The 18703-nt window shown below is 60.1% G+C and carries 15 protein-coding genes; 6 read left to right on the forward strand and 9 right to left on the reverse strand.

Translation table 11 applies throughout. The annotated features are described in order from the left end of the window. Window positions 1-113 precede the first annotated feature (113 nt). From uvrA to LZP73_RS05860, 3 genes are all read left to right on the forward strand, one after another. On the forward strand, window positions 114-2951 hold the full coding sequence (gene uvrA / locus LZP73_RS05850) for an excinuclease ABC subunit UvrA (RefSeq protein WP_234233538.1): 2838 nt from the start codon (window positions 114-116) through the stop codon (window positions 2949-2951). A 139-nt stretch (window positions 2952-3090) separates the two neighbouring features. After that, a complete protein-coding gene (locus tag LZP73_RS05855) occupies window positions 3091-4068 on the forward strand; it encodes a M28 family peptidase (protein WP_234233539.1) in 978 nt (325 codons plus the stop codon). Between the two features lie 181 nt (window positions 4069-4249). Next, window positions 4250-6067 (forward strand): DEAD/DEAH box helicase, encoded by a 1818-nt coding sequence (locus tag LZP73_RS05860; protein ID WP_234233540.1) that lies wholly within the window; start codon window positions 4250-4252, stop codon window positions 6065-6067. Window positions 6068-6151: 84 nt separating this feature from the next. Here LZP73_RS05860 and LZP73_RS05865 read toward each other — a convergent pair whose 3' ends face one another. Beyond that, window positions 6152-6769 (reverse strand): HAD family hydrolase, encoded by a 618-nt coding sequence (locus LZP73_RS05865; RefSeq protein ID WP_234233541.1) that lies wholly within the window; start codon window positions 6767-6769, stop codon window positions 6152-6154. Between the two features lie 298 nt (window positions 6770-7067). Between LZP73_RS05865 and LZP73_RS05870 the strand changes: the two genes are divergently transcribed. Beyond that, on the forward strand, window positions 7068-8000 hold the full coding sequence (locus LZP73_RS05870) for a TAXI family TRAP transporter solute-binding subunit (RefSeq protein WP_234233542.1): 933 nt from the start codon (window positions 7068-7070) through the stop codon (window positions 7998-8000). 5 nt (window positions 8001-8005) lie between these two features. Next, entirely contained in the window at window positions 8006-9910 is a 1905-nt protein-coding gene (locus LZP73_RS05875) for a TRAP transporter permease (RefSeq protein WP_234233543.1), read from the forward strand. A 20-nt stretch (window positions 9911-9930) separates the two neighbouring features. Here LZP73_RS05875 and LZP73_RS05880 read toward each other — a convergent pair whose 3' ends face one another. The 8 genes from LZP73_RS05880 to metB all read right to left on the reverse strand — a co-directional run bounded on the left by LZP73_RS05880 (window position 9931) and on the right by metB (window position 18152). After that, window positions 9931-10176 (reverse strand): cysteine-rich CWC family protein, encoded by a 246-nt coding sequence (locus LZP73_RS05880; protein ID WP_234233544.1) that lies wholly within the window; start codon window positions 10174-10176, stop codon window positions 9931-9933. Next, complete coding sequence (locus LZP73_RS05885) at window positions 10173-10559, reverse strand: GFA family protein (protein WP_234233545.1); 387 nt, start codon at window positions 10557-10559, stop codon at window positions 10173-10175. Before LZP73_RS05885 ends, LZP73_RS05880 begins: the two co-directional genes overlap by 4 nt. A gap of 81 nt (window positions 10560-10640) precedes the next feature. After that, on the reverse strand, window positions 10641-11666 hold the full coding sequence (locus LZP73_RS05890) for a DUF2955 domain-containing protein (protein ID WP_234233546.1): 1026 nt from the start codon (window positions 11664-11666) through the stop codon (window positions 10641-10643). A gap of 15 nt (window positions 11667-11681) precedes the next feature. Next, window positions 11682-12740, reverse strand: coding sequence for an HlyD family secretion protein (locus LZP73_RS05895; protein WP_234233547.1), 1059 nt, complete (start codon window positions 12738-12740; stop codon window positions 11682-11684). 21 nt (window positions 12741-12761) lie between these two features. Then, on the reverse strand, window positions 12762-13247 hold the full coding sequence (locus LZP73_RS05900; RefSeq protein ID WP_234233548.1) for a MarR family transcriptional regulator: 486 nt from the start codon (window positions 13245-13247) through the stop codon (window positions 12762-12764). Between the two features lie 224 nt (window positions 13248-13471). Further along, window positions 13472-14362 (reverse strand): methylenetetrahydrofolate reductase, encoded by an 891-nt coding sequence (gene metF, locus LZP73_RS05905; RefSeq protein ID WP_234233549.1) that lies wholly within the window; start codon window positions 14360-14362, stop codon window positions 13472-13474. Window positions 14363-14558: 196 nt separating this feature from the next. Continuing rightward, the gene (locus LZP73_RS05910) at window positions 14559-16952 is read right to left on the reverse strand and encodes a bifunctional aspartate kinase/homoserine dehydrogenase II (RefSeq protein WP_234233550.1); all 2394 of its coding nucleotides are present in this window, start codon (window positions 16950-16952) and stop codon (window positions 14559-14561) included. Between the two features lie 33 nt (window positions 16953-16985). Then, window positions 16986-18152, reverse strand: a complete 1167-nt coding sequence (metB, locus tag LZP73_RS05915; RefSeq protein WP_234233551.1) for a cystathionine gamma-synthase — start codon at window positions 18150-18152, stop codon at window positions 16986-16988. Window positions 18153-18366: 214 nt separating this feature from the next. On the opposite strand from metB, the gene metJ reads away from it, so the two are divergent. Beyond that, window positions 18367-18681: a met regulon transcriptional regulator MetJ gene (metJ, locus tag LZP73_RS05920; RefSeq protein ID WP_234233552.1), complete on the forward strand. Its 315-nt coding sequence runs from the start codon at window positions 18367-18369 to the stop codon at window positions 18679-18681. Window positions 18682-18703 lie beyond the last annotated feature (22 nt).

Genomic DNA, 18703 nt, shown 5'->3' on the forward strand with positions numbered 1-18703 from the left:
AACCCTGGGGAGCCGGGGGCTGCGAGAGCAAAACACACAATCCGCTAAACTCGGCGGCGGAACTGTGCGATACTTGGGCTCTTTTTCTTCAGCATGTGAACCTAGAGCGATAGATGGATAAGATTGAAATACGCGGTGCCCGCACGCACAATCTCAAAAATATCAACCTGACTATCCCCAGGGATAAACTCATTGTTATTACAGGACTATCCGGTTCGGGCAAGTCCTCCCTCGCCTTCGATACCTTGTATGCGGAAGGCCAGCGACGCTATGTCGAATCTTTGTCCGCCTATGCGCGCCAGTTCCTGAGCCTGATGGAAAAACCCGATGTAGATCATATAGAGGGCCTGAGCCCGGCGATTTCCATAGAACAGAAATCCACTTCCCATAATCCGCGCTCCACAGTCGGGACCATCACGGAAATTTACGACTATCTGCGCCTCTTGTTCGCCCGGGTTGGCGAGCCTCGCTGTCCGACCCACGGCCAGCCGCTGGCGGCCCAGACTGTGAGCCAGATGGTGGACAAGGTATTGGAGATGCCGGCCGACAGCCGGCAGATGTTGCTGGCCCCCGTGGTCAAGGGCCGTAAGGGCGAGCATGTCAAGTTACTCGAGGGCTTATCGGCCCAAGGCTATATCCGCGCCCGTATCGACGGCGAAGTCTGTGATCTGACAGATCCGCCGACCCTGGACCTGCACGTCAAACACACAATAGAAGTCGTGGTAGATCGCTTCAAGGTGCGTGACGACATACAGCAGCGCCTGGCGGAATCCTTCGAGACGGCGTTGGAGTTATCCGGTGGCATCGCCATCATCGCCGGCATGGATGAAGGGGCCAAGGAAGAACTTGTGTTCTCGGCCAACTTCGCTTGCTCCCAATGCGGTTATTCGATGGCGGAATTGGAGCCGAGGATCTTCTCCTTCAACAACCCAGCCGGCGCCTGCCCTACCTGTGACGGCCTGGGGGTGCAGCAGTTCTTCGATCCCGAGCGGGTGCTCACCAATAGCGAGCTGTCACTGGCCGGCGGGGCGATCCGCGGCTGGGACAGACGCAACTTCTATTATTTCCAGATGCTCGGCTCGCTGGCCGAGCACTATAAGTTCGACATAGAACAACCCTTCGAACAGCTGAGCGACAAGGTGCGCAAGCTGGTGCTCTACGGCTCGGGCAAGGAAGAGATCGCCTTCAAGTACATCAACGATCGCGGCGATGTGGTGGTACGCACCCACCCCTTCGAAGGCATACTGAACAACATGGACAGGCGCTACCGTGAAACCGAGAGCAACTCGGTACGCGAGGAACTGGCCAAGTTCATCAACACCCAGGCCTGCCAGGGCTGTGGCGGCTCACGCTTAAGGGAAGAGGCCCGCAACGTCTTCATAGATGAGCTGAATCTGCCGCAACTGACCACCTGGTCGATTGGCGAGGCGATGGACTATTTCACCGCCCTGGAGTTCAGCGGCCAGAAGGCGCAGATCGCCGAGAAGATCCTCAAGGAAGTGCGGGATCGCCTCGGCTTCCTGGTCAATGTCGGCCTCAACTACCTGAGTCTGTCACGCTCGGCCGAGACCCTCTCCGGCGGCGAGGCCCAGCGCATCCGCCTGGCGAGCCAGATAGGCGCCGGCCTGGTGGGCGTCATGTATGTGCTCGACGAACCCTCCATAGGCCTGCATCAGCGTGACAACGAACGCCTGTTGCAGACACTGATCCACCTGCGGGATCTGGGCAACACTGTCATAGTGGTCGAGCATGATGAAGATGCCATCCGCATGGCGGATCATGTGATAGACATAGGCCCGGGTGCCGGTGTCCACGGCGGCGAAGTCATATGTGACGGCTCCATAGAAGATATCATCGCCTGCGAAGCCTCGGTCACGGGCCAGTACATCTCGGGCAAGCGCAACATCCACATCAAGGAAGCGCGCACCGCCTTCGACAAGGACAAGGTGATAGAGCTGTTCGGCGCCCGCGGCAACAACCTGCGCAACGTCGACCTGACTGTGCCCGTCGGCCTGTTCACCTGCGTCACTGGCGTGTCAGGCTCAGGCAAGTCGACGCTGATCAACGACACTTTCTTCAAGATAGCCCATCGCATGCTCAACGGCGCCACGGTCGATGAACCCTCGCCCTTCGATCGCATCGAAGGCATGGATCACTGCGACAAGGTGGTCGATATAGATCAGAGCCCCATAGGCCGCACCCCGAGATCCAACCCGGCCACCTACACAGGCATCTTCACCCCGATACGGGAGATCTTCGCCGCCACCCAGGAATCCCGCCAGCGCGGCTACCAGGTCGGCCGCTTCTCCTTCAACGTCAAGGGCGGCCGCTGCGAGGCCTGCCAGGGCGACGGACTGATCAAGGTAGAGATGCACTTCCTGCCGGACGTGTACGTGCCCTGCGATTCCTGTAAGGGCAAACGTTACAACCGCGAGACCCTGGAGGTCAGGTACAAGGGCAAGAACATCCACGAAGTGCTGCAGATGACGGTCGAGGATGCCCGCAGTTTCTTCGATGCGGTACCCGCCATCGCCCGCAAACTGCAGACCCTGATGGATGTGGGCCTGTCCTACATACGCCTGGGGCAGAGCGCCACCACACTGTCCGGCGGCGAAGCCCAGCGGGTCAAGCTCGCCAAGGAATTGTCCAAACGCGATACCGGCCGCACCTTGTATATCCTGGATGAACCCACAACCGGGCTGCATTTCGCCGACATCCAACTGCTGCTGGACGTGCTGCATAGGCTCAAGTCCCACGGCAACACCATAGTGGTCATAGAGCATAACCTGGATGTGATCAAGACCGCCGACTGGATCATAGATCTGGGTCCCGAAGGCGGCGCCGGTGGCGGCATGATACTGGCGACCGGCACCCCGGAAACCGTGGCAGAGCATCCGAGCTCACATACGGCGCGCTTCCTCAAACCCCTGCTGGCCCGGCTACCCCAATAAGCGGCCACCGTTGCAGCGACGCCCCAGCGCTCAGGTGCTAGGGCGTCGCTCTTCCAAAGCGGCCCAATGCGAACAAGCTGCACTCTCCTTGGGCAGCTGTGTTATTGTCGGTTCAATGACTCCTTGGTTGCAGCCGAGAATGCCTATGTATCGCACCTTGCTCCTCACCCTATTCCTGGGACAACTCCTGGGCTGCGCCCATGTGCAGCCAAGTTGCAGCGCTCACCCGACGCAGGTCTGGGCGGATCTGACGCAACTGGAAGCCGATATCAGGGTGCTGACCAGTGACGAGCTGGCGGGTCGCAAGACGGGCACCCAGGGCGCGGCCCTGACCCGGGCATATCTGAGTCAACGCTTCGCCGACATAGGCCTGCAGCCCTGGCAGCCGGAATTCGCCGTCCCCTTCAACTATGAGGCGGGTTTCAGCGAGCGCCAGGGGGTCAATCTGGTCGGCCTGCTTCCCGCCAGAGTGCCGAGCCGGCACTGGCGTATCCTGGTGGCCCACTATGATCACCTTGGCGGGCAAGGGACGCGGATATATCACGGCGCAGACGACAACGCCTCCGGCGTCGCCGCCCTGCTGCAATTGGCCGAAAGAGCACGGCACCTCAGGCAGGCGGGCGGCGCCATGGCTGACACCAACCTGATGTTCGTGGCGACCGATGCCGAGGAGCCAGGTCTATATGGCAGCCAGGCCCTGGTCGAGCAGCTCAAGCAGAGACTGCCGAAGGCGAAATTTGAGCTGATGGTCAATCTCGACATGATAGGCCACCCCAGCCATCCCTATGGCATCTACCTGGAAGGCAGTCGTAATTTCAACCAGTTCGCGCGTTTCCGGCCCCGGCTGTCGGCTGCCAATGGCCTCTGCATCCGACTCAGTCACCCCAGGCCTTTAGGCCGCAGCGTCGAGCGGGTCGACTGGTTGCGGGCCTCGGATCATTATCCCTTCCACCAAGCCGGCATTCCCTGGTTGTATTTTGGGGTGCCGCCCCATGCCTATTACCACACGCCGGAAGATACCCTGGATAAAATAGATCTGCCCTTCCTCGGCGCAGTGACCGAGTCGGCATTTGAATTAATTCAAATAAATCGAGAGTTTTTAACAAATCTGCCTTAAGTGGCGCGGTTCTTGCTGTATTTTAGCCCCTATTTGGGATAAAAATAGCGACTGTGATTGGTAAAGGCGGAGTGATGCTGCTATAATCTGGCGTTTTCGGTGCGGGAAATCGACACGGGGTTGATTTTCTGTCTGTGAAACTTAAGCGCAACTCCGTGCGCATCCACAAGGCTACAACCCAATGTCATCCAATGAAAGAACTTTCCGTGAACTCGGCCTGTCCGAGAACTTGTTGCGTGCTCTCGACGAGCTAGGTTATGAAAAACCAACGCCTATTCAATCTGCCAGTATCGATCCCCTCATGGCAGGCCAGGACATCATAGGTCAGGCACAAACAGGTACGGGTAAGACCGGTGCCTTCGCATTACCCTTGTTAAACAAGGTCACCAGCCAGTCTACGCCACAGATTTTAGTCCTGGCACCCACCCGCGAACTGGCGGTGCAGGTTGCCGAGGCTTTCGCCAGCTACGCCAAATTCATGAAAGGCTTCCACGTACTGCCTATCTATGGTGGCCAAAGCATGCAGCAACAGCTGAATGCCCTGAAACGTGGTCCTCAAGTCATAGTAGGCACACCGGGTCGCGTCATGGACCACATGCGTCGCGGCACCCTGAAGCTGGATTCCCTGAAAGCCCTGGTGCTGGACGAAGCCGATGAAATGCTGAAAATGGGCTTCATCGACGACATAGAATGGATCCTCGAGCATACACCGAGCGAGCGCCAACTGGCCCTCTTCTCTGCCACCATGCCGGAACAGATCAAGCGTGTTGCCAATCAACACCTTAACAAGCCGGTCAACATCAGCATCGCCGCCAGTCACACCACGGTCGAGTCTATCGAGCAACGTTTCGTGCAGGTTTCTCAGCACAACAAACTCGAAGCTCTGGTGCGGGTACTGGAAGTGGAAAACACCGAAGGCATCATCATCTTCGTGCGTACCCGTAACTCTTGTGTCGAGCTGGCCGAGAAACTGGAAGCCCGTGGTTATGCCTCATCCCCCCTGCACGGTGACATGAACCAGCAGGCCCGTGAACGCGCGGTAGATCAGCTGAAACGCGGCAAGCTGGACATATTGATCGCCACAGACGTCGCCGCCCGCGGTCTGGACGTTGAGCGTATAGGTCACGTAGTTAACTACGATATCCCTTATGATTCAGAAGCCTACGTCCACAGGATCGGTCGTACCGGTCGTGCCGGCCGTACAGGTATGGCGATACTGTTCGTGACCAACCGTGAGATGCGCATGCTGCGCACCATAGAACGTGCCACCAACAGCCGCATCTCCCCCATGGCCATTCCAACGCCGGAAACCGTCGCCGAGCGCCGTCTGTCACGTCTTGGCGAGCAGATCGCCCAGACCATCAGTGGCGATCTGGAATTCATGAAGAATGCGGTTGCCCAGCTATGCAACCAGCTGGAAGTGGACACAGATCTGCTGGCCGCTGCCCTGCTGCATCAGGTTCAGCAGGAACGCCCGCTGCAATTGCCTTCTATCCACGAACGTGCCCGTGACAGCCGTGATGAACGTGCGCCACGCGAGCGCAGCGAGAGAGGCGAACGTCCACGTCGTGACGCCCGTCCATCACCGACCAGTTTCGGCAGTGCCGAAGCACTCAAAGACAACCCGGACATGAAGATGTGCCGTTTCGTCATAGATGTGGGTCGTGAAAATGGTGTGGGTGTGGGCAACATAGTGGGCGCCATCGCCAACGAAGCCAACATAGACAGCCGCTACATAGGCCAGATCCAACTGTACGATCAGATGACGACCGTCGATCTGCCGGACGGCATGCCGAAGGAAGTGCTGCAACACCTGAGGAAGGTACGCGTCTGTGGCAAGCCACTGAACATACGTGAAGTGGGCGATCAGGTACTGCCGGATGCCGGCCGTGGCGCACCGCGTCGTCCCCGCAGCGACAAGCCCATGGGTGAGCGTAAGCCTCGCGGCGACAAGCCACTGGGTGACCGCAAGCCGCGCAAACCACGCGATAACGGTTAATCACAGCAACGACAGCCCAGGCTGTCGCCGATAAAAAAGGAGCCCATGGCTCCTTTTTTATTGCCTCGGATTTATTGCCTCGGCTCAAGCGCGCTCTTTGGGCCAGGCACAGATCAACTCATGGTAACAGGGGATCAGCAGATCGGCCTGGGAAGCGTAATCCGGCAAGGCATCCGGACAATAGAGGCCACTCCTGGCACCGGCATTGCGCGCCGTTTGCAGATCGTAAATATAGTCACCTATGTAGAGCACCTGCGCCGCCGGGATCTGCCACAGATCGCAGATCCTGTGCAGGCCGTCGGGCGCAGGTTTGGCCCTGGCATCGTCACGGGTCAGCACTGTGGTTATTTCTATCCCAAGTTTGTCGATAGTCAGCTGCGCCGCCGCCCGCATGTTACGTGTCAGGATCGCCAGCGGCATCTCCAGCTGCTGCAGATAACAGATCAGCTCCCTGGCGCCGGCAACCCAGCTGGCCGCCGCCGAGCTGGCCATCTCATACTCATGCACCAGCGCCTGGGCCCGTTGGCGCTCCCCTGGATCCCTCAGCTCATGCAGATGGGCCAGGATATCCGTGCCCGAGGCGATCCCCAGCTCACGCCTCAGGCCGGCGAAGTCCGGGTTGGAATGCGCCAGGGTACCGTCGAGGTCGAAGATCACCGCCCGTATGTCTGTCAGCTTAAAATCATTTTGCACTTGGCTCACTCTGGTATTCCCGGGTTATTTTGTCTGTTGTCTCTGCCTTGCTCTGCAGTCTGTCATTGGGCTGCGACTCATCTTCTGCAGCGCCAGTTAAGCTTAGCCTGCAGGTGCAAGCTTATGCCAGGCTTAACTGAAGCAACCCGGGCAATTCGGCGTCGCGTCGCGCAGCCCGGCTTAAGCACCTGGCTGTTGGCCTCGACGTGAGTGATGACTGGGGTTATGCTGACGCTTCCACTAAAGTCTCACAGCGCTCCGACCAGGTTAGCAATACACTGGCATATAAAAATTAAAGGACTAGATCATGACCTCAAGACTCAAACGCACCCTCCTGGCCCTGTCACTCGCCATCAGCCTGCCCGCAGGCGCCGCCAACTACAGCATAGGCACGGGCAGCCAGAGTGGCACCTATTATCCGCTTGGCGGCATGCTGGCCAAGGTGTGGAGCGACAACATAGAGAATTTCAACATGCGCGCCGAAGTCACGGCCGCCTCGGTGGAAAACATCATCAAGGTCTCCTCAGGACAACAGCTGGTAGGCATAGCCATGGGGGATTCGGTCGCGTCCGCCATCCAGGGACGGGCGCCGTTTCGCAAGCCACTGGATGTGGCCGTGCTCTTCGCCCTCTACCCCAACGTAGTGCAATTCATAGTGCCGGCCGACTCAAGCATTAACACCATAGCGGATCTGAAGGGCAAGAAGATCTCCGTTGGGGCCCCCGGCTCAGGCACCCGGGTCGGCTCTACGGCGATCCTCGAGGCTCTGGGTATTCACCAGGGCGACTTCAAGGCCCAGAGCCTGAACTACACTGCCACCACCAATGCCCTCGCCAATGGTCAGATAGACGCGGGTGTCATCATAGGCAGTGCCGGCGTCGGCGCCATCACTGAATTGGCGCTGACCCGGGATATCCGTATCCTCTCCTTCAGCCAAGCCGAGCTGGCCAAGGTGCATGCCGCTCTGCCCGCCTACAGCGGCATGGAGATCCCCGCCGAGACCTATAACAAGGTCACGGCATTTACGGCCCCAGCTGTGTGGAATGTCCTGGTGGTGAAGAAAGATCTGGATCCTGCGCTGGCCACCCGGATGCTGGAAACCGCCTTCGGCAACATGGACAAGATAAGCAAGGTGATAGCCGACGCCAAGAACACCACGGTCGGCAACATGGACAAGCTGCAGGGGGTGCCGCTCCATGCCAGCAGCCAGGCCTTCCTCACCAAGATGAAGGACCAATAGCCCGAATGGAATACCAAGAGCCCCCAACCGCCAAACTTGGCGGTTTCGATTATCTGATAGGCGCCATCGCCATCGGCCTCACCCTGTTTCAGATCTGGCATGGTCTGGCGGCCGAGCTGTCGGCGCCCGTGTTCTTACCCCTGCACCTGAGCTGGGTACTGGTGCTGATCTTCCTGGTCAGCCCCAGCTTCGCCAAGACGGCGCCCAAGCCGATATATCACTTGGGACGCGGGCTGGACTTCCTCTGCGTCTGCGCCAGCGTCTGGGCCGGCTATGTGCTGTCCAGCTTCGACTATGACGATCTCAGTTTCCTGATGGACGGACTGACCCCAGTCGATCTCTACAGCGGTGCCCTGTTGCTCTGCTTGCTGCTGGAGGCCACCCGCAGAACCGTGGGTTGGATCATGAGTGCCATCGCCATACTCTTTCTCGCCTATACCTTGTATGGCGATGTGCTGCCGGCGCAATTTGCCAGCAAGGGTTTCGAGCTGCAGGAGGTGATCCGCTTCCACATCTTTTCCACCAACGGGGTATTCGGTGCGCCGCTGGCCATCTCGGCCGGGGTGGTATTCGTGTTCGTGCTCTTCGGCGCCCTGCTGCAGGTCACAGGGGCCGGCCAGTTCTTCATCGACTGTGCCTTCGCCATCGCCGGCAAGTACCGCGGCGGCCCGGCCAAGGCCTCGGTGCTGGCCTCGGCGGCGCTGGGCTCCATCTCCGGCTCGGCGATCGCCAATACCGTCACCACAGGCGCACTGACCATACCCATGATGAAGCGGCTGGGTTATAAGCCTGAGCAGGCGGCCGGCATAGAAGCCGCGGCCTCCACTGGGGGCCAGATAATGCCGCCTGTGATGGGGGCCGGCGCCTTCGTGATGGCCCAGTTCACCGGCCTGCCCTATGCGGAGATTCTGCTGGTGTCCATAGCCCCGGCGCTGCTGTATTTCTTCTGCACCTTGCTCTATGTGCATCTGATGGCCTGCAAGCTCGGGCTCGAGGGCATGACCCAGGTGGAGAAGATAGGCGCTGTGGTACGCCAAGGCTGGCATTATCTGCTGCCACTGGTGCTGATCACCGCCCTGCTGCTACTGAGCTATTCGCCGGTATTGGTAGGGCTGGCGGGCTGCCTGGCGATAGTGGTGGCGGCCTTCAGCCGGCGCAAGACCTGGGTATCGGGGGCGGCACTCCTGTCCGGCCTGCGGGGCGGCGCGCTGATGATCTTGCCCATCAGTGCCGCCTGTGCCACGGCTGGGATAGTGGTAGGAGTGGTAGGCCAGACCGGCATAGGGCTGCAATTCACCCAGGCGCTGCTGGCCCTGTCCGGCGGCTATCTCTGGGGGGCCTTCATACTGATCGCCCTGGCCGCTGTGGTACTGGGCATGGGCCTGCCTGTGACCGCGGCCTACATAGTCTTGTCCGTGATGGCGGTGCCGGCGTTGAATGAATTTGGCCTGCCGATCCTCACCGCCCACCTCATCGTCTTCTGGCTGTCGCAGACGTCCAACGTCACCCCGCCGATAGCGCTGGCGGCCTTCGCCGGCGCCGGCATAGCCGGCGCCTCGCCTATGAAGTCTGCGGTCCAGGCCTTCAAGCTGGCCTTCGGTTTCTTCATCATCCCGCTGATGATGGCCTACTCGGGCCTCCTGTGGCGGGCCGGAGAAACTGGAATGGAGTTCAGCCTGGCGATCCTGGCCACCATGGGGCTGATCGTCGCCTTCGCCTGTGGCATAGAGGGGCGGCTGGTGAATGGCCTCAAGCCGGGCATTCGCCTGCTCTTGCTGGCCATCGCCGGCAGCATGTTGGTCGAACAGCCCTTGGTACGCATCGCCGGCTTGCTGGGGCTGGGACTGGTGTTGTTGTGGGATTGGCGCCGCGGCCAGCCAACGCCGGCCTCTCAGACCTCTGAGCTCTAAACTCTAAAGCCTAAGCCCTGTTAATCCAGGCGCTTATAGCCTGAGGCGGCTTCCTGTTGCAGCCGCCTCAGGCAAGCTTCACAGATGCAGGCGCCGGCGTCGGCCGGCTTGGCCAGGGGCGGAAATGTCTGCTGCGCGCACCAGCAATCCTCAATCCCCCGGCCCGCCAGCACGGCGCAGTGATTCGCCTGGCGGCATAGGGGGCAGAACTTGGCCCCGCTGTCTCGTTCCTTAAGCGGCATGGCGGCCTCTCCTGTGTCTGTCATTCTGTTTGCCTGTCGCTCGGATGATTGACGCCATCGAGCAGGGGAATCTCCCCCAACTCATAGGGATCCACGCCCTCGAGGCAGGCCACGTTGAAGGCATATTCGCCCGGTTCGGATCTGCGTTGATGATGGGTATAGATGCCACAGACGGAGCAGAAGAAATGTTTGGCCGTGCGGGTGTTGAAGCGATACAGACTCAGCTTGTCCTCTCCCTCGAGTATCTTGAGATCCGCCAGCGGCACGGAGGCGACGATCGCCCCGCGCCGACGGCACATGGAGCAATTGCAGCGGCGCAGCCTGACCAGCCCCTGGGGCAGACTCAGCGCCAACACCACGGCGCCGCAGTGGCAACTGGCCTTGTGTAGCGGGTGAATCTTCTGCATCTGCCTATCCTCCTCTTGCCTGGCCCCTGCCCGGCTACCGCCATCATATCCCTCCGGTAACAGTCACGACAAGGGTCCGGCCTAGCCGAAGCGGGTCGCCTCGAAGCTGTTGAGGAGTTTATGCAACAGATAACAGGCCAACAGGGTGGCGACTATCGCCACCGAGATGCTGCCGACCCGGTAGAAGGCGCTGAAGATGAAGTCCTTGCCCGGTGCCAGGTACTGGCCGAAGAGGATGCCCAGGGTGGTCATGGCGCCGAAGCCGACGCCCGAGCCGCTGGCCTCCTTCACATGGGCCAGGGAACAGAGCATGAAGCCGACCCACAGCAGCGGCACTATCAGGAGCAACAGCCCGGACCAATTATAGAGGATGAACTGCACCAGCAGGCCTAGGGTGACCCCGAGCACCGTGCCCATGGCGCGCTTGCGGGCATAGCCCAGGGCGCCGTTCCAGTGCATGGGAAACAGCAACAGCACTGTGGTCGCCAGCGCCGATAAGGAATCGCTGAGATCCAGCACCTGGAACACCAGGTAGGACAGGGTCGCGACCCCGGCACCGAGCAGGGCCTCATGGCGCATGCGGTGCGGCGCCTTGGGGGCCGGCTTGGGAGGCGTCCTGGGCGTGACGTCCGGCCACAGGGCCGTCATCAATAATGCCAGCAGCACAGACAGCAGAGTGGCGCCGATATTAGTGACTATCAGGGTATTGAGATCGACCTGGGGGTAACTGGAAAAATGCAGCATTATGCTCAGGTTCAGCACCCCACTGGCCCCGAACAGGAACAGGCTGCCCCTGGACATGGCGGCAAAGCGGTAGAGGAAGAGCACGAACACCAGCGGGGTCATGATCCCCGGCTGATCGCCGAACAGGCCACCCAGCAGGCCGACCTCCAGTCCGGACACCAGCGAAGACAGCAGCATCTGCCGTATCACATGGGCACTCACCCTGGGCACCAGCCCCAGCAGCAGCATGGGAAACACGGTGAAAAAGACCCCGTAGTTCAGGCCAAACAGCTTGCTCAGCAAGAAACCGGTCGTGGCACCACCGGCGATCCTCAGACACTGGCGCACGTCATTGGCGGTCGATGGGATATGGTTCAATAGCATGCTGGGCTCCGCGGCTTAGTAGATATAGTGCAGCAGGCTGATGGCCTTGATCTGCGCCCAGGCCAAGGCACGGGTAACACTGTTGTCGGGCAGCAGCTGTACCGTTGCCCTGGCTCCCGCCGGCAACCGGTGATCCAATCCCTGCTCCAGCTGCAGGTGCAGCCGCAGCCGCTGGGCATCGCGCACCCAGCGATCCGACTCCACCGGCGAGGCCAGTCGGCCGTTGGCATCGAACTGGCCGGCACTCACCCCGGCATCCTGACTTATCACCCCGGCGGGATACAGACGGCCGGGCTCGCTGTCGAAGGCGATCAGCGCCCGGGAATCCGCCGCCAGGTTGCGCAGACTCTTCTCACGAAAATCGGCGATGATATCCAGCTTGTCCGATACCAGCGCCAGCAGCGGCTGGCCCTGGGTGGCGAAGCTGCCGACTTCGAGCTGCAGGTTGGTGACTATGCCGTCCTGATCGGCGCGCACCTTGGTATAACTGAGGTTCAGCTGCGCCTTGGCCAGCATGTTGCCGGCCTGGCGCAACTTGAGATTGCCTTCCCCCTCGCTGCCGCGGCTGACTCTCAGCTTGTCGACCCTGGCCTTGGCGGCGAGCAGCTGGGCGTGCGCCGATGCCGCATCACTGTCGGCCTGATCCCTGAGTTGCTGCGACACCCCATGGCTGGCGAACAAGGCATTCAGACGCTTGGCCTCGCTGCGTTTCTGCGCCGCTATGCTGGTGTTGGCCTTGACCTCGGCCTCGGCCGCCAGCAGGGCCGCATCCAGCTCGGCATTGTCCTGGCGCGCCTGCTCCAATGCCAGCTTGGCCTGCTCCAGTGCCAATTCGAACGGCGCCGGGTCTATCTGGAACAGCAGCTCGCCCTTGGTCACACTCTGGTTGTTGGCTACGCCTATGGCCAGGATCTTGCCGCTCACCTGAGGAGTCACCTTGGTCACTACCCGGGTGGCCATCGCCTGGGGCGTCAGCGGCATGGCGGTGTCGGCAAACAAAAAATAGCCAAAAACCAGGGCGAAGCCCAGCATGGCCGATTTAACTAAACGGGAAAAATGTTGATCCGGTGTCATCTCGTGTCTCACTTATCTCTGCTACTTACAGTCTTGCTTGGGCGTGGCGCTGGCGGTCGCCAGTTTGGCACTGGCGTTGTCGCTGATGAGGCCTATGATCCGCTCGAATTCGCTCAACTCTGTCTCGCTTATGCCCTGCAACAATTCCCTTCTGACCTGCATTATGTGGGCCTCCACCTGCGCCACCAGTTCGTGCCCGGCTGGGGTGAGGCTGACGATCCTCGCGCGCTTGTCCTGGGTGCAGGCATGCCGGCTCACCAGGCCCTGCTGCTCCAGCTGTCCCAGGGTGCGCATCAGCGAGGCCACTTCGATTTCCAGCGCCTCGGCGAGCACCTTCTGGCTCAGGTTATCCCCCAGGCGCACCAGCTTCCACAGCGCTGTCCAGCGCGAATAGGTCAGGCCCATGGGCTGCAATTCCATGCAGGCCACGTTGCACCACAGCCTATGCAGGCGTCCCAGACGCTCCGCCAGCGACAACTCTCTCAACCTCTCAAGTTCGGTTTTCATCAGTACACCCAATTTACTTAGCCTGCTAAGCATTATAGTTAGTTAGCAGGCTAAGTAAATAGCCGGGATGAAAATTTTGCGCTCACCGGCCGGCATCCCAGGGCTAAGTCGCCGGAAAACCTGGCAATTAAGGCATGAAAAATTTGAGTGACGGGAAACTCAGGCAGGCATAAAAAACGCCGGCTATGCCGGCGTCTCTAGGGGGAAAACTGTGCTGGACGGGATCAGACCCCGGGCCTGACACCCAGGGTATGGCAGATGGCGTAGGTCAGCTCGGCGCGGTTGAGGGTATAGAAATGGAAGTCCTTGACCCCCTCGCGGGACAGCACCTTCACCATGTCGATCGCCACGTTGGCACCGACCAGCTGACGGGTGGCGGCATCATTTTCCAGCCCCTCGAATTGCTGGTGCAGCCAGCCCGGCAGCGACACATTGGTCATGCCGGCGAAACGTTTCAGCTGGGTGAAGTTGGTCACAGGCAAGATGCCGGGCACTATCTCCACGTCTATGCCGGCGGCGACGCAGCGATCGCGGAACCTCAGGTAGGACTCGACGTCGAAGAAGAACTGGGTGATGGCCCGGCTGGCACCCGCGTCTATCTTGCGCTTGAGGTTGATCAGATCCGCCTGGGCATTGGCGGCATCCGGATGCACCTCCGGATAGGCGGCAACCGAGATGTCGAAGTCGGCCACGCTGCGCAGCAGACGCACCAGATCGGCGGCGAAACGGGTCGGCTTGGGGCTGCCCGCCGGCAAGTCGCCGCGCAGCGCCACTATGTCACGCACCCCTGAATGCCAGTAATGCTTGGCCAGCTCCAGCAGTTCCTCGTCGCTGGCATCCACCAGGGTCAGATGCGGCGCCGCCACCAGCTTGGTCTCATTCTGGATGCGTTCTATCACGCCGTGGGTGCGGTCACGCACCCCGGAGTTGGCGCCGTAGGTGACGGACACAAACTTGGGATTGAGCGGCTCCAACCGGCGCACCGAGTTCCAGAGTATCTGTTCCATTTCAGGGCTTGAGGGCGGGAAGAATTCGAAGGACACATTGATGTCGCCATTGAGCTCAGACAGACTCTGGTTCAGCGAATGTGAATGTTGTGCGTGGTGAAAAGCCATGTGTGCTCCCTCGAAACCTGTAATGTTATTCTTAACGGACGTTTAGACGTCTATATGTCCACATACTAGAGAAACTGAGAGTTAAGTCAAGTCAAAATATGCCCTCATGGGATCATTTTCAGCATGGGGAAAACCAGGCAATAAAAAAGGGCTCGAATGAGCCCTGCATGCAGCGAAACCCGGTCGAACCAAGACGTCACTCCAATAACAGATCGCGGCAGATCTGCGCCAGATCCGACTGCACAGCGGCGGCCGTGACCTCACGGCCGGCGCCCGGACCGCGGATGATCAGCGGATTGCCCTGATAGAAGGCGCTGCGGATCACGAACACGTTGTCGCCAGGGGTCAGGTTGGCATAGGGATGATGCCTGTCCACCCATTGCAGGCCGACCTCGGCCTTAAGCTCAGCGTCCAGGCTGTCGAGCGAGGCGACATACCTGAGCACCTTGTTCTGCTCGGCTGCGGCGGCAAACTGCTGCAACATATCCCTATCCAGCTCGGCGATGCGCGCGACAAACTGCTCCAGGGGCAAGCCGGCGAGCGCCTCAGGTACCAGGGAATTGAGCTGGATATCCGCCAACTCCAGCTCCAGACCTATTTCGCGGGCGAGGATCAGCAACTTGCGCTGCATGTCCCGCCCCGAGAGATCGTCCCTGGGATCCGGCTCTGTGATCCCCAGGCCCTTGGCCTCAAGCACAAGTTCAGAGAACGGCTTGCTGCCATCATAGTTTTCGAACAACCAGCAAAGGGTACCGGAGAAGATGCCACCGACGGCCTGGATCTTGTCACCGCTGTTATGCAAGTCGTTGAGCGCATGCTGAATGGGCAGGCCCGCACCACAGCTGGCGTTATAGCGCCAGAATAAGCGTCTGTTGCCCAGCTGTTGTTTCAACTCACGATAGAAGGCCAAGGGACCCGAGCCGGCCAGTTTGTTGGCGCTGACCAGGTGAATGCCGCGGGCGAAGAACTCGGGATACTGCAGGGTCAAACTGGCGCTGGCGCTGATATCCAATGCCACCAGCTCATCACAGTCGAGCCCTTGCAGTTGTTCCAGGAGTCGATCGAATTGCCAGGCACAGGCGTTTGCCTCGAAGTCTGAGCGCCAATTGGCGGCATCTATGCCTGTGTCACAGAGCAGCGCTCTTTTCGAGCCGACCAGGCCGAGGAGTTCGACGCTGGCCTCGAGTTCGTTACTGAGTCCTGCGGCCGCACGGCCGAACAAGTCTATCCAGGCCTGACCTATGTTGCCGACGCCGAGCAGCACCACCCCTATGCGCATTCTCGGACCGGCGCAGCGGCGGTGTACCTTCTGGGTCAGGAGGTTCACCTGTGCCTGGGGCACCAGGGTCACCAGGCTGGAGTCACCCGAATACAGGGGCCTGGCATCGCGGCTCAGCAGCCGGGCGAAGCTGCGTCTGAAGTTCGCCGCATCGGCGCTCACCAGCGCCACCAGCCCCAGCTGATTGTCGACCCTGAGATCTTCGAGTGCGAGTTCGGCCGCCAGGGTTTGCAACAGGGCCGATACCTGCTTCTCATTCTCCTGGGTGAAGGCCAATTCGACCCTTTGCTGCGCCAGTGACCAATGGGCCAGGGGCATCAAACCGGCTTGCTCGAGCAACAACAACAGTTCGCCCAATTCATGGCTCAGCTTGAAATTGAACAGTGAAACGCTACTCAGGCTGGTCACCACAGGGGCACTGGCCGATGAGCTCTGTGGTGCTATCAGGGTAAAGTCCGTGTGTGATGCATAGCTGGAGCGCACCGCCAGGCTGACGCGGGTATCAAACAATGGCTGCAGGGTGCGGGAATGCAGCACAGGCGAGCCCAGGCGGGCCAGGCGATCGGCTTCGGCCAGCGACATGCTGGCAAGCAGCTTGGCATCGTTGATCTTGTTGGGATCTGCGTTGAACACCCCTTCCACATCCGTCCATATGGTCACCCTCTCTATGTCGGCCAGGCTGGCGATCAGGGTGGCGCTGAAGTCGGAGCCGTTGCGCCCCAGCAGCAAGGTGTCACCCCGGGTATTGGCGCAGATGAAACCTGTGATCACCAGGCGCTCGTTGGGATGGGCGGCCAGCAAGGCCTGCAGCCTGTCCCTGGAGTCGGCCACCCGGATCTTGGGCACGGCGCCCTCGTCGGCGATCAGCAGGCCACAGGCATCCACATGGGAGGCGGCCACACCCGATTCGCGCAGCAGCGCCGCCATCAGGCGTGCCGACCAGCGCTCACCGAAGCTCACCACCTGGTTGAGCTGGTAGTCGTTGCGCAGCTCCAGCGACAACAGGCTGATCAGCTGAGCCTTATCCGTCGCCAGGCGCTCACGCAGTTCCCTGGCATGCTCGTTGGATAACAGCTGTTCGATCAGATTCTGCTGATAGGCTATCAGCTGTTGCAGCTCTTCCTGCCATAGCTGACCGTCGTCGCGCAGCGCCAGCAGCTTATAGAGGAAATTGGTGCTCTTGCCCGCGGCGGAGACCACCACGAGATCGTCGCTGTGGCCATGGGTCAGCAAGATATGCACCACCCGGCGGTAGCAATCTGCGTCGGCCAGACTGGAGCCGCCAAATTTGTGCAAATGACAACGCGCCATGGGTTACTCCTTAATCAACGTTTTAACTTAGTGTTACCGGCGACAGGCGGCGACGGCCGCCAGGCCGGCACTGATATCGGCCAAGAGATCCTCGCCATCTTCGATACCGACGGACAGCCGCAGCAGGGTGTCCTTGATGCCGGCGTCGCAACGCGCCTCTGGCGCCATCGCCCTGTGGGTCATGGTGGCAGGCACAGCCACCAGGCTCTCGACCCCACCCAGGCTCTCGGCCACGGAAAACAGCTTGAGCGCCCCGAGAAAGGCCACCAGTTCCGCCTCGCCGCCTGCGAGCTCGAAGCTCAGCATGGCACCGAAACCCAATTGCTGCCTGGCGGCTATGGCATGGCCAGGATGACTGGCGATCCCCGGGTAGTAAACCCGGCTCACCTGCTCGCTGGCCTGCAGCAGCTCGACGATGCGCTGGGCATTGTTCTGATGTTCACGGATACGCACCGCCAGGGTGCGCAGCCCCCTCAGGGTCAGGTAGCTGTCGAAGGCCGAACCCGTCAACCCCAGGGTGTTGGACCACCAGTGCAGGCGCTCGCCGATTTCAGGGTCTTTGGCCACCACGGCGCCGCCGACCACGTCGCTGTGACCATTGATATACTTGGTGGTGGAATGGAGCACCAGGTCGGCGCCGAGCAACAGCGGCTGCTGCAACACGGGTGACAGGAAGGTGTTGTCCACCAGCACCAGGGCGCCGACCTCATGGCTGGCACTGGCTATGCTGGCGATATCCACCACCCGCAGCAGCGGATTCGATGGGGTCTCCAGCCAGACCAGCTTAGGTTTCTGTGCTATGGCCTGGGCCAATGCGGCTTCATCCCCCTGATCGACCACGATCAATTTGAACGCTCCCTTGTTCGCCAGGTTGGTGAACAGGCGGTAGCTGCCGCCATAGCAGTCGTGGGGCACCACCAGGAGATCATCAGGGCCGAGCAGGCTGGTCACCAGGGTGATGGCCGCCATGCCGGTGCAGGTCACTATGCCGGTACTGCCATGCTCCAGCTTGGCCAGGGCTTCACCCAGGATACAGCGGGTCGGGTTACCCGAGCGGCTGTAATCGAACTCTCTGGGGTTGGTGTGACCGTCGAAGGCATAGTTGGTCGACAGATAGATGGGCGGCACCACGGCACCATGCTGAGTATCGCTCTCTATCCCCTGACGCACTGCCACTGTGGCTAATCGACGCTCAGTCATGTTCGGCTCCTGAAGGCTGGAATCACACCATAAAGATGTCTGGACGTCTAAATGTACCTAAGCCGGACAGTAGCGTCAATAAGAGTTTGGCCGTTTGGACGTCTAAACATAAAGAAATCCATTCCTAATCATGGTGAATTCGCAGCAATAATTTGACTGTGCTTCGTAAGGGGTTAAAATCTGCCCCGAATTTAAAGATTTTACAGGTGAGTGCATGACTGAATGGAATGGTGAATACATCAGCCCTTATGCTGAACATGGGAAGAAGAATGAACAGGTCAAGAAGATCACTGTCTCCATTCCTCTGAAAGTACTGAAGGTACTGACCGACGAACGCACCCGTCGCCAGGTCAACAACCTGCGTCATGCGACCAACAGCGAGCTGCTGTGCGAGGCCTTCTTGCACGCCTACACGGGTCAACCCTTGCCAGATGATGCAGACTTGTCCAAAGACGCACCGGACAGCATCCCGGCCGAAGCCAAGCGTCTGATGGACGAGATGGGCATAGAGTGGGAAGACATGGAGTAAGCATTTGCTTACCCGGGTCGAA

It is taken from the genome of Shewanella sp. AS16 (assembly GCF_021412365.1).
In the GTDB taxonomy this organism is placed as follows: domain Bacteria; phylum Pseudomonadota; class Gammaproteobacteria; order Enterobacterales; family Shewanellaceae; genus Shewanella; species Shewanella salipaludis.

Coding starts and splice junctions, on each gene's coding strand:
- metB (WP_234233551.1), bottom strand. CDS start 18,152: ATGACTGAGCGTCGATTAGCCACAGTGGCAGTGCGTCAGGGGATAGAG.
- LZP73_RS05860 (WP_234233540.1), top strand. CDS start 4,250: ATGTCATCCAATGAAAGAACTTTCCGTGAACTCGGCCTGTCCGAGAAC.
- LZP73_RS05855 (WP_234233539.1), top strand. CDS start 3,091: ATGCCTATGTATCGCACCTTGCTCCTCACCCTATTCCTGGGACAACTC.
- LZP73_RS05870 (WP_234233542.1), top strand. CDS start 7,068: ATGACCTCAAGACTCAAACGCACCCTCCTGGCCCTGTCACTCGCCATC.
- LZP73_RS05885 (WP_234233545.1), bottom strand. CDS start 10,559: ATGCAGAAGATTCACCCGCTACACAAGGCCAGTTGCCACTGCGGCGCC.
- metF (WP_234233549.1), bottom strand. CDS start 14,362: ATGGCTTTTCACCACGCACAACATTCACATTCGCTGAACCAGAGTCTG.
- LZP73_RS05910 (WP_234233550.1), bottom strand. CDS start 16,952: ATGGCGCGTTGTCATTTGCACAAATTTGGCGGCTCCAGTCTGGCCGAC.
- LZP73_RS05880 (WP_234233544.1), bottom strand. CDS start 10,176: ATGACAGACACAGGAGAGGCCGCCATGCCGCTTAAGGAACGAGACAGC.
- LZP73_RS05875 (WP_234233543.1), top strand. CDS start 8,006: ATGGAATACCAAGAGCCCCCAACCGCCAAACTTGGCGGTTTCGATTAT.
- LZP73_RS05890 (WP_234233546.1), bottom strand. CDS start 11,666: ATGCTATTGAACCATATCCCATCGACCGCCAATGACGTGCGCCAGTGT.
- metJ (WP_234233552.1), top strand. CDS start 18,367: ATGACTGAATGGAATGGTGAATACATCAGCCCTTATGCTGAACATGGG.
- LZP73_RS05895 (WP_234233547.1), bottom strand. CDS start 12,740: ATGACACCGGATCAACATTTTTCCCGTTTAGTTAAATCGGCCATGCTG.
- uvrA (WP_234233538.1), top strand. CDS start 114: ATGGATAAGATTGAAATACGCGGTGCCCGCACGCACAATCTCAAAAAT.
- LZP73_RS05900 (WP_234233548.1), bottom strand. CDS start 13,247: ATGAAAACCGAACTTGAGAGGTTGAGAGAGTTGTCGCTGGCGGAGCGT.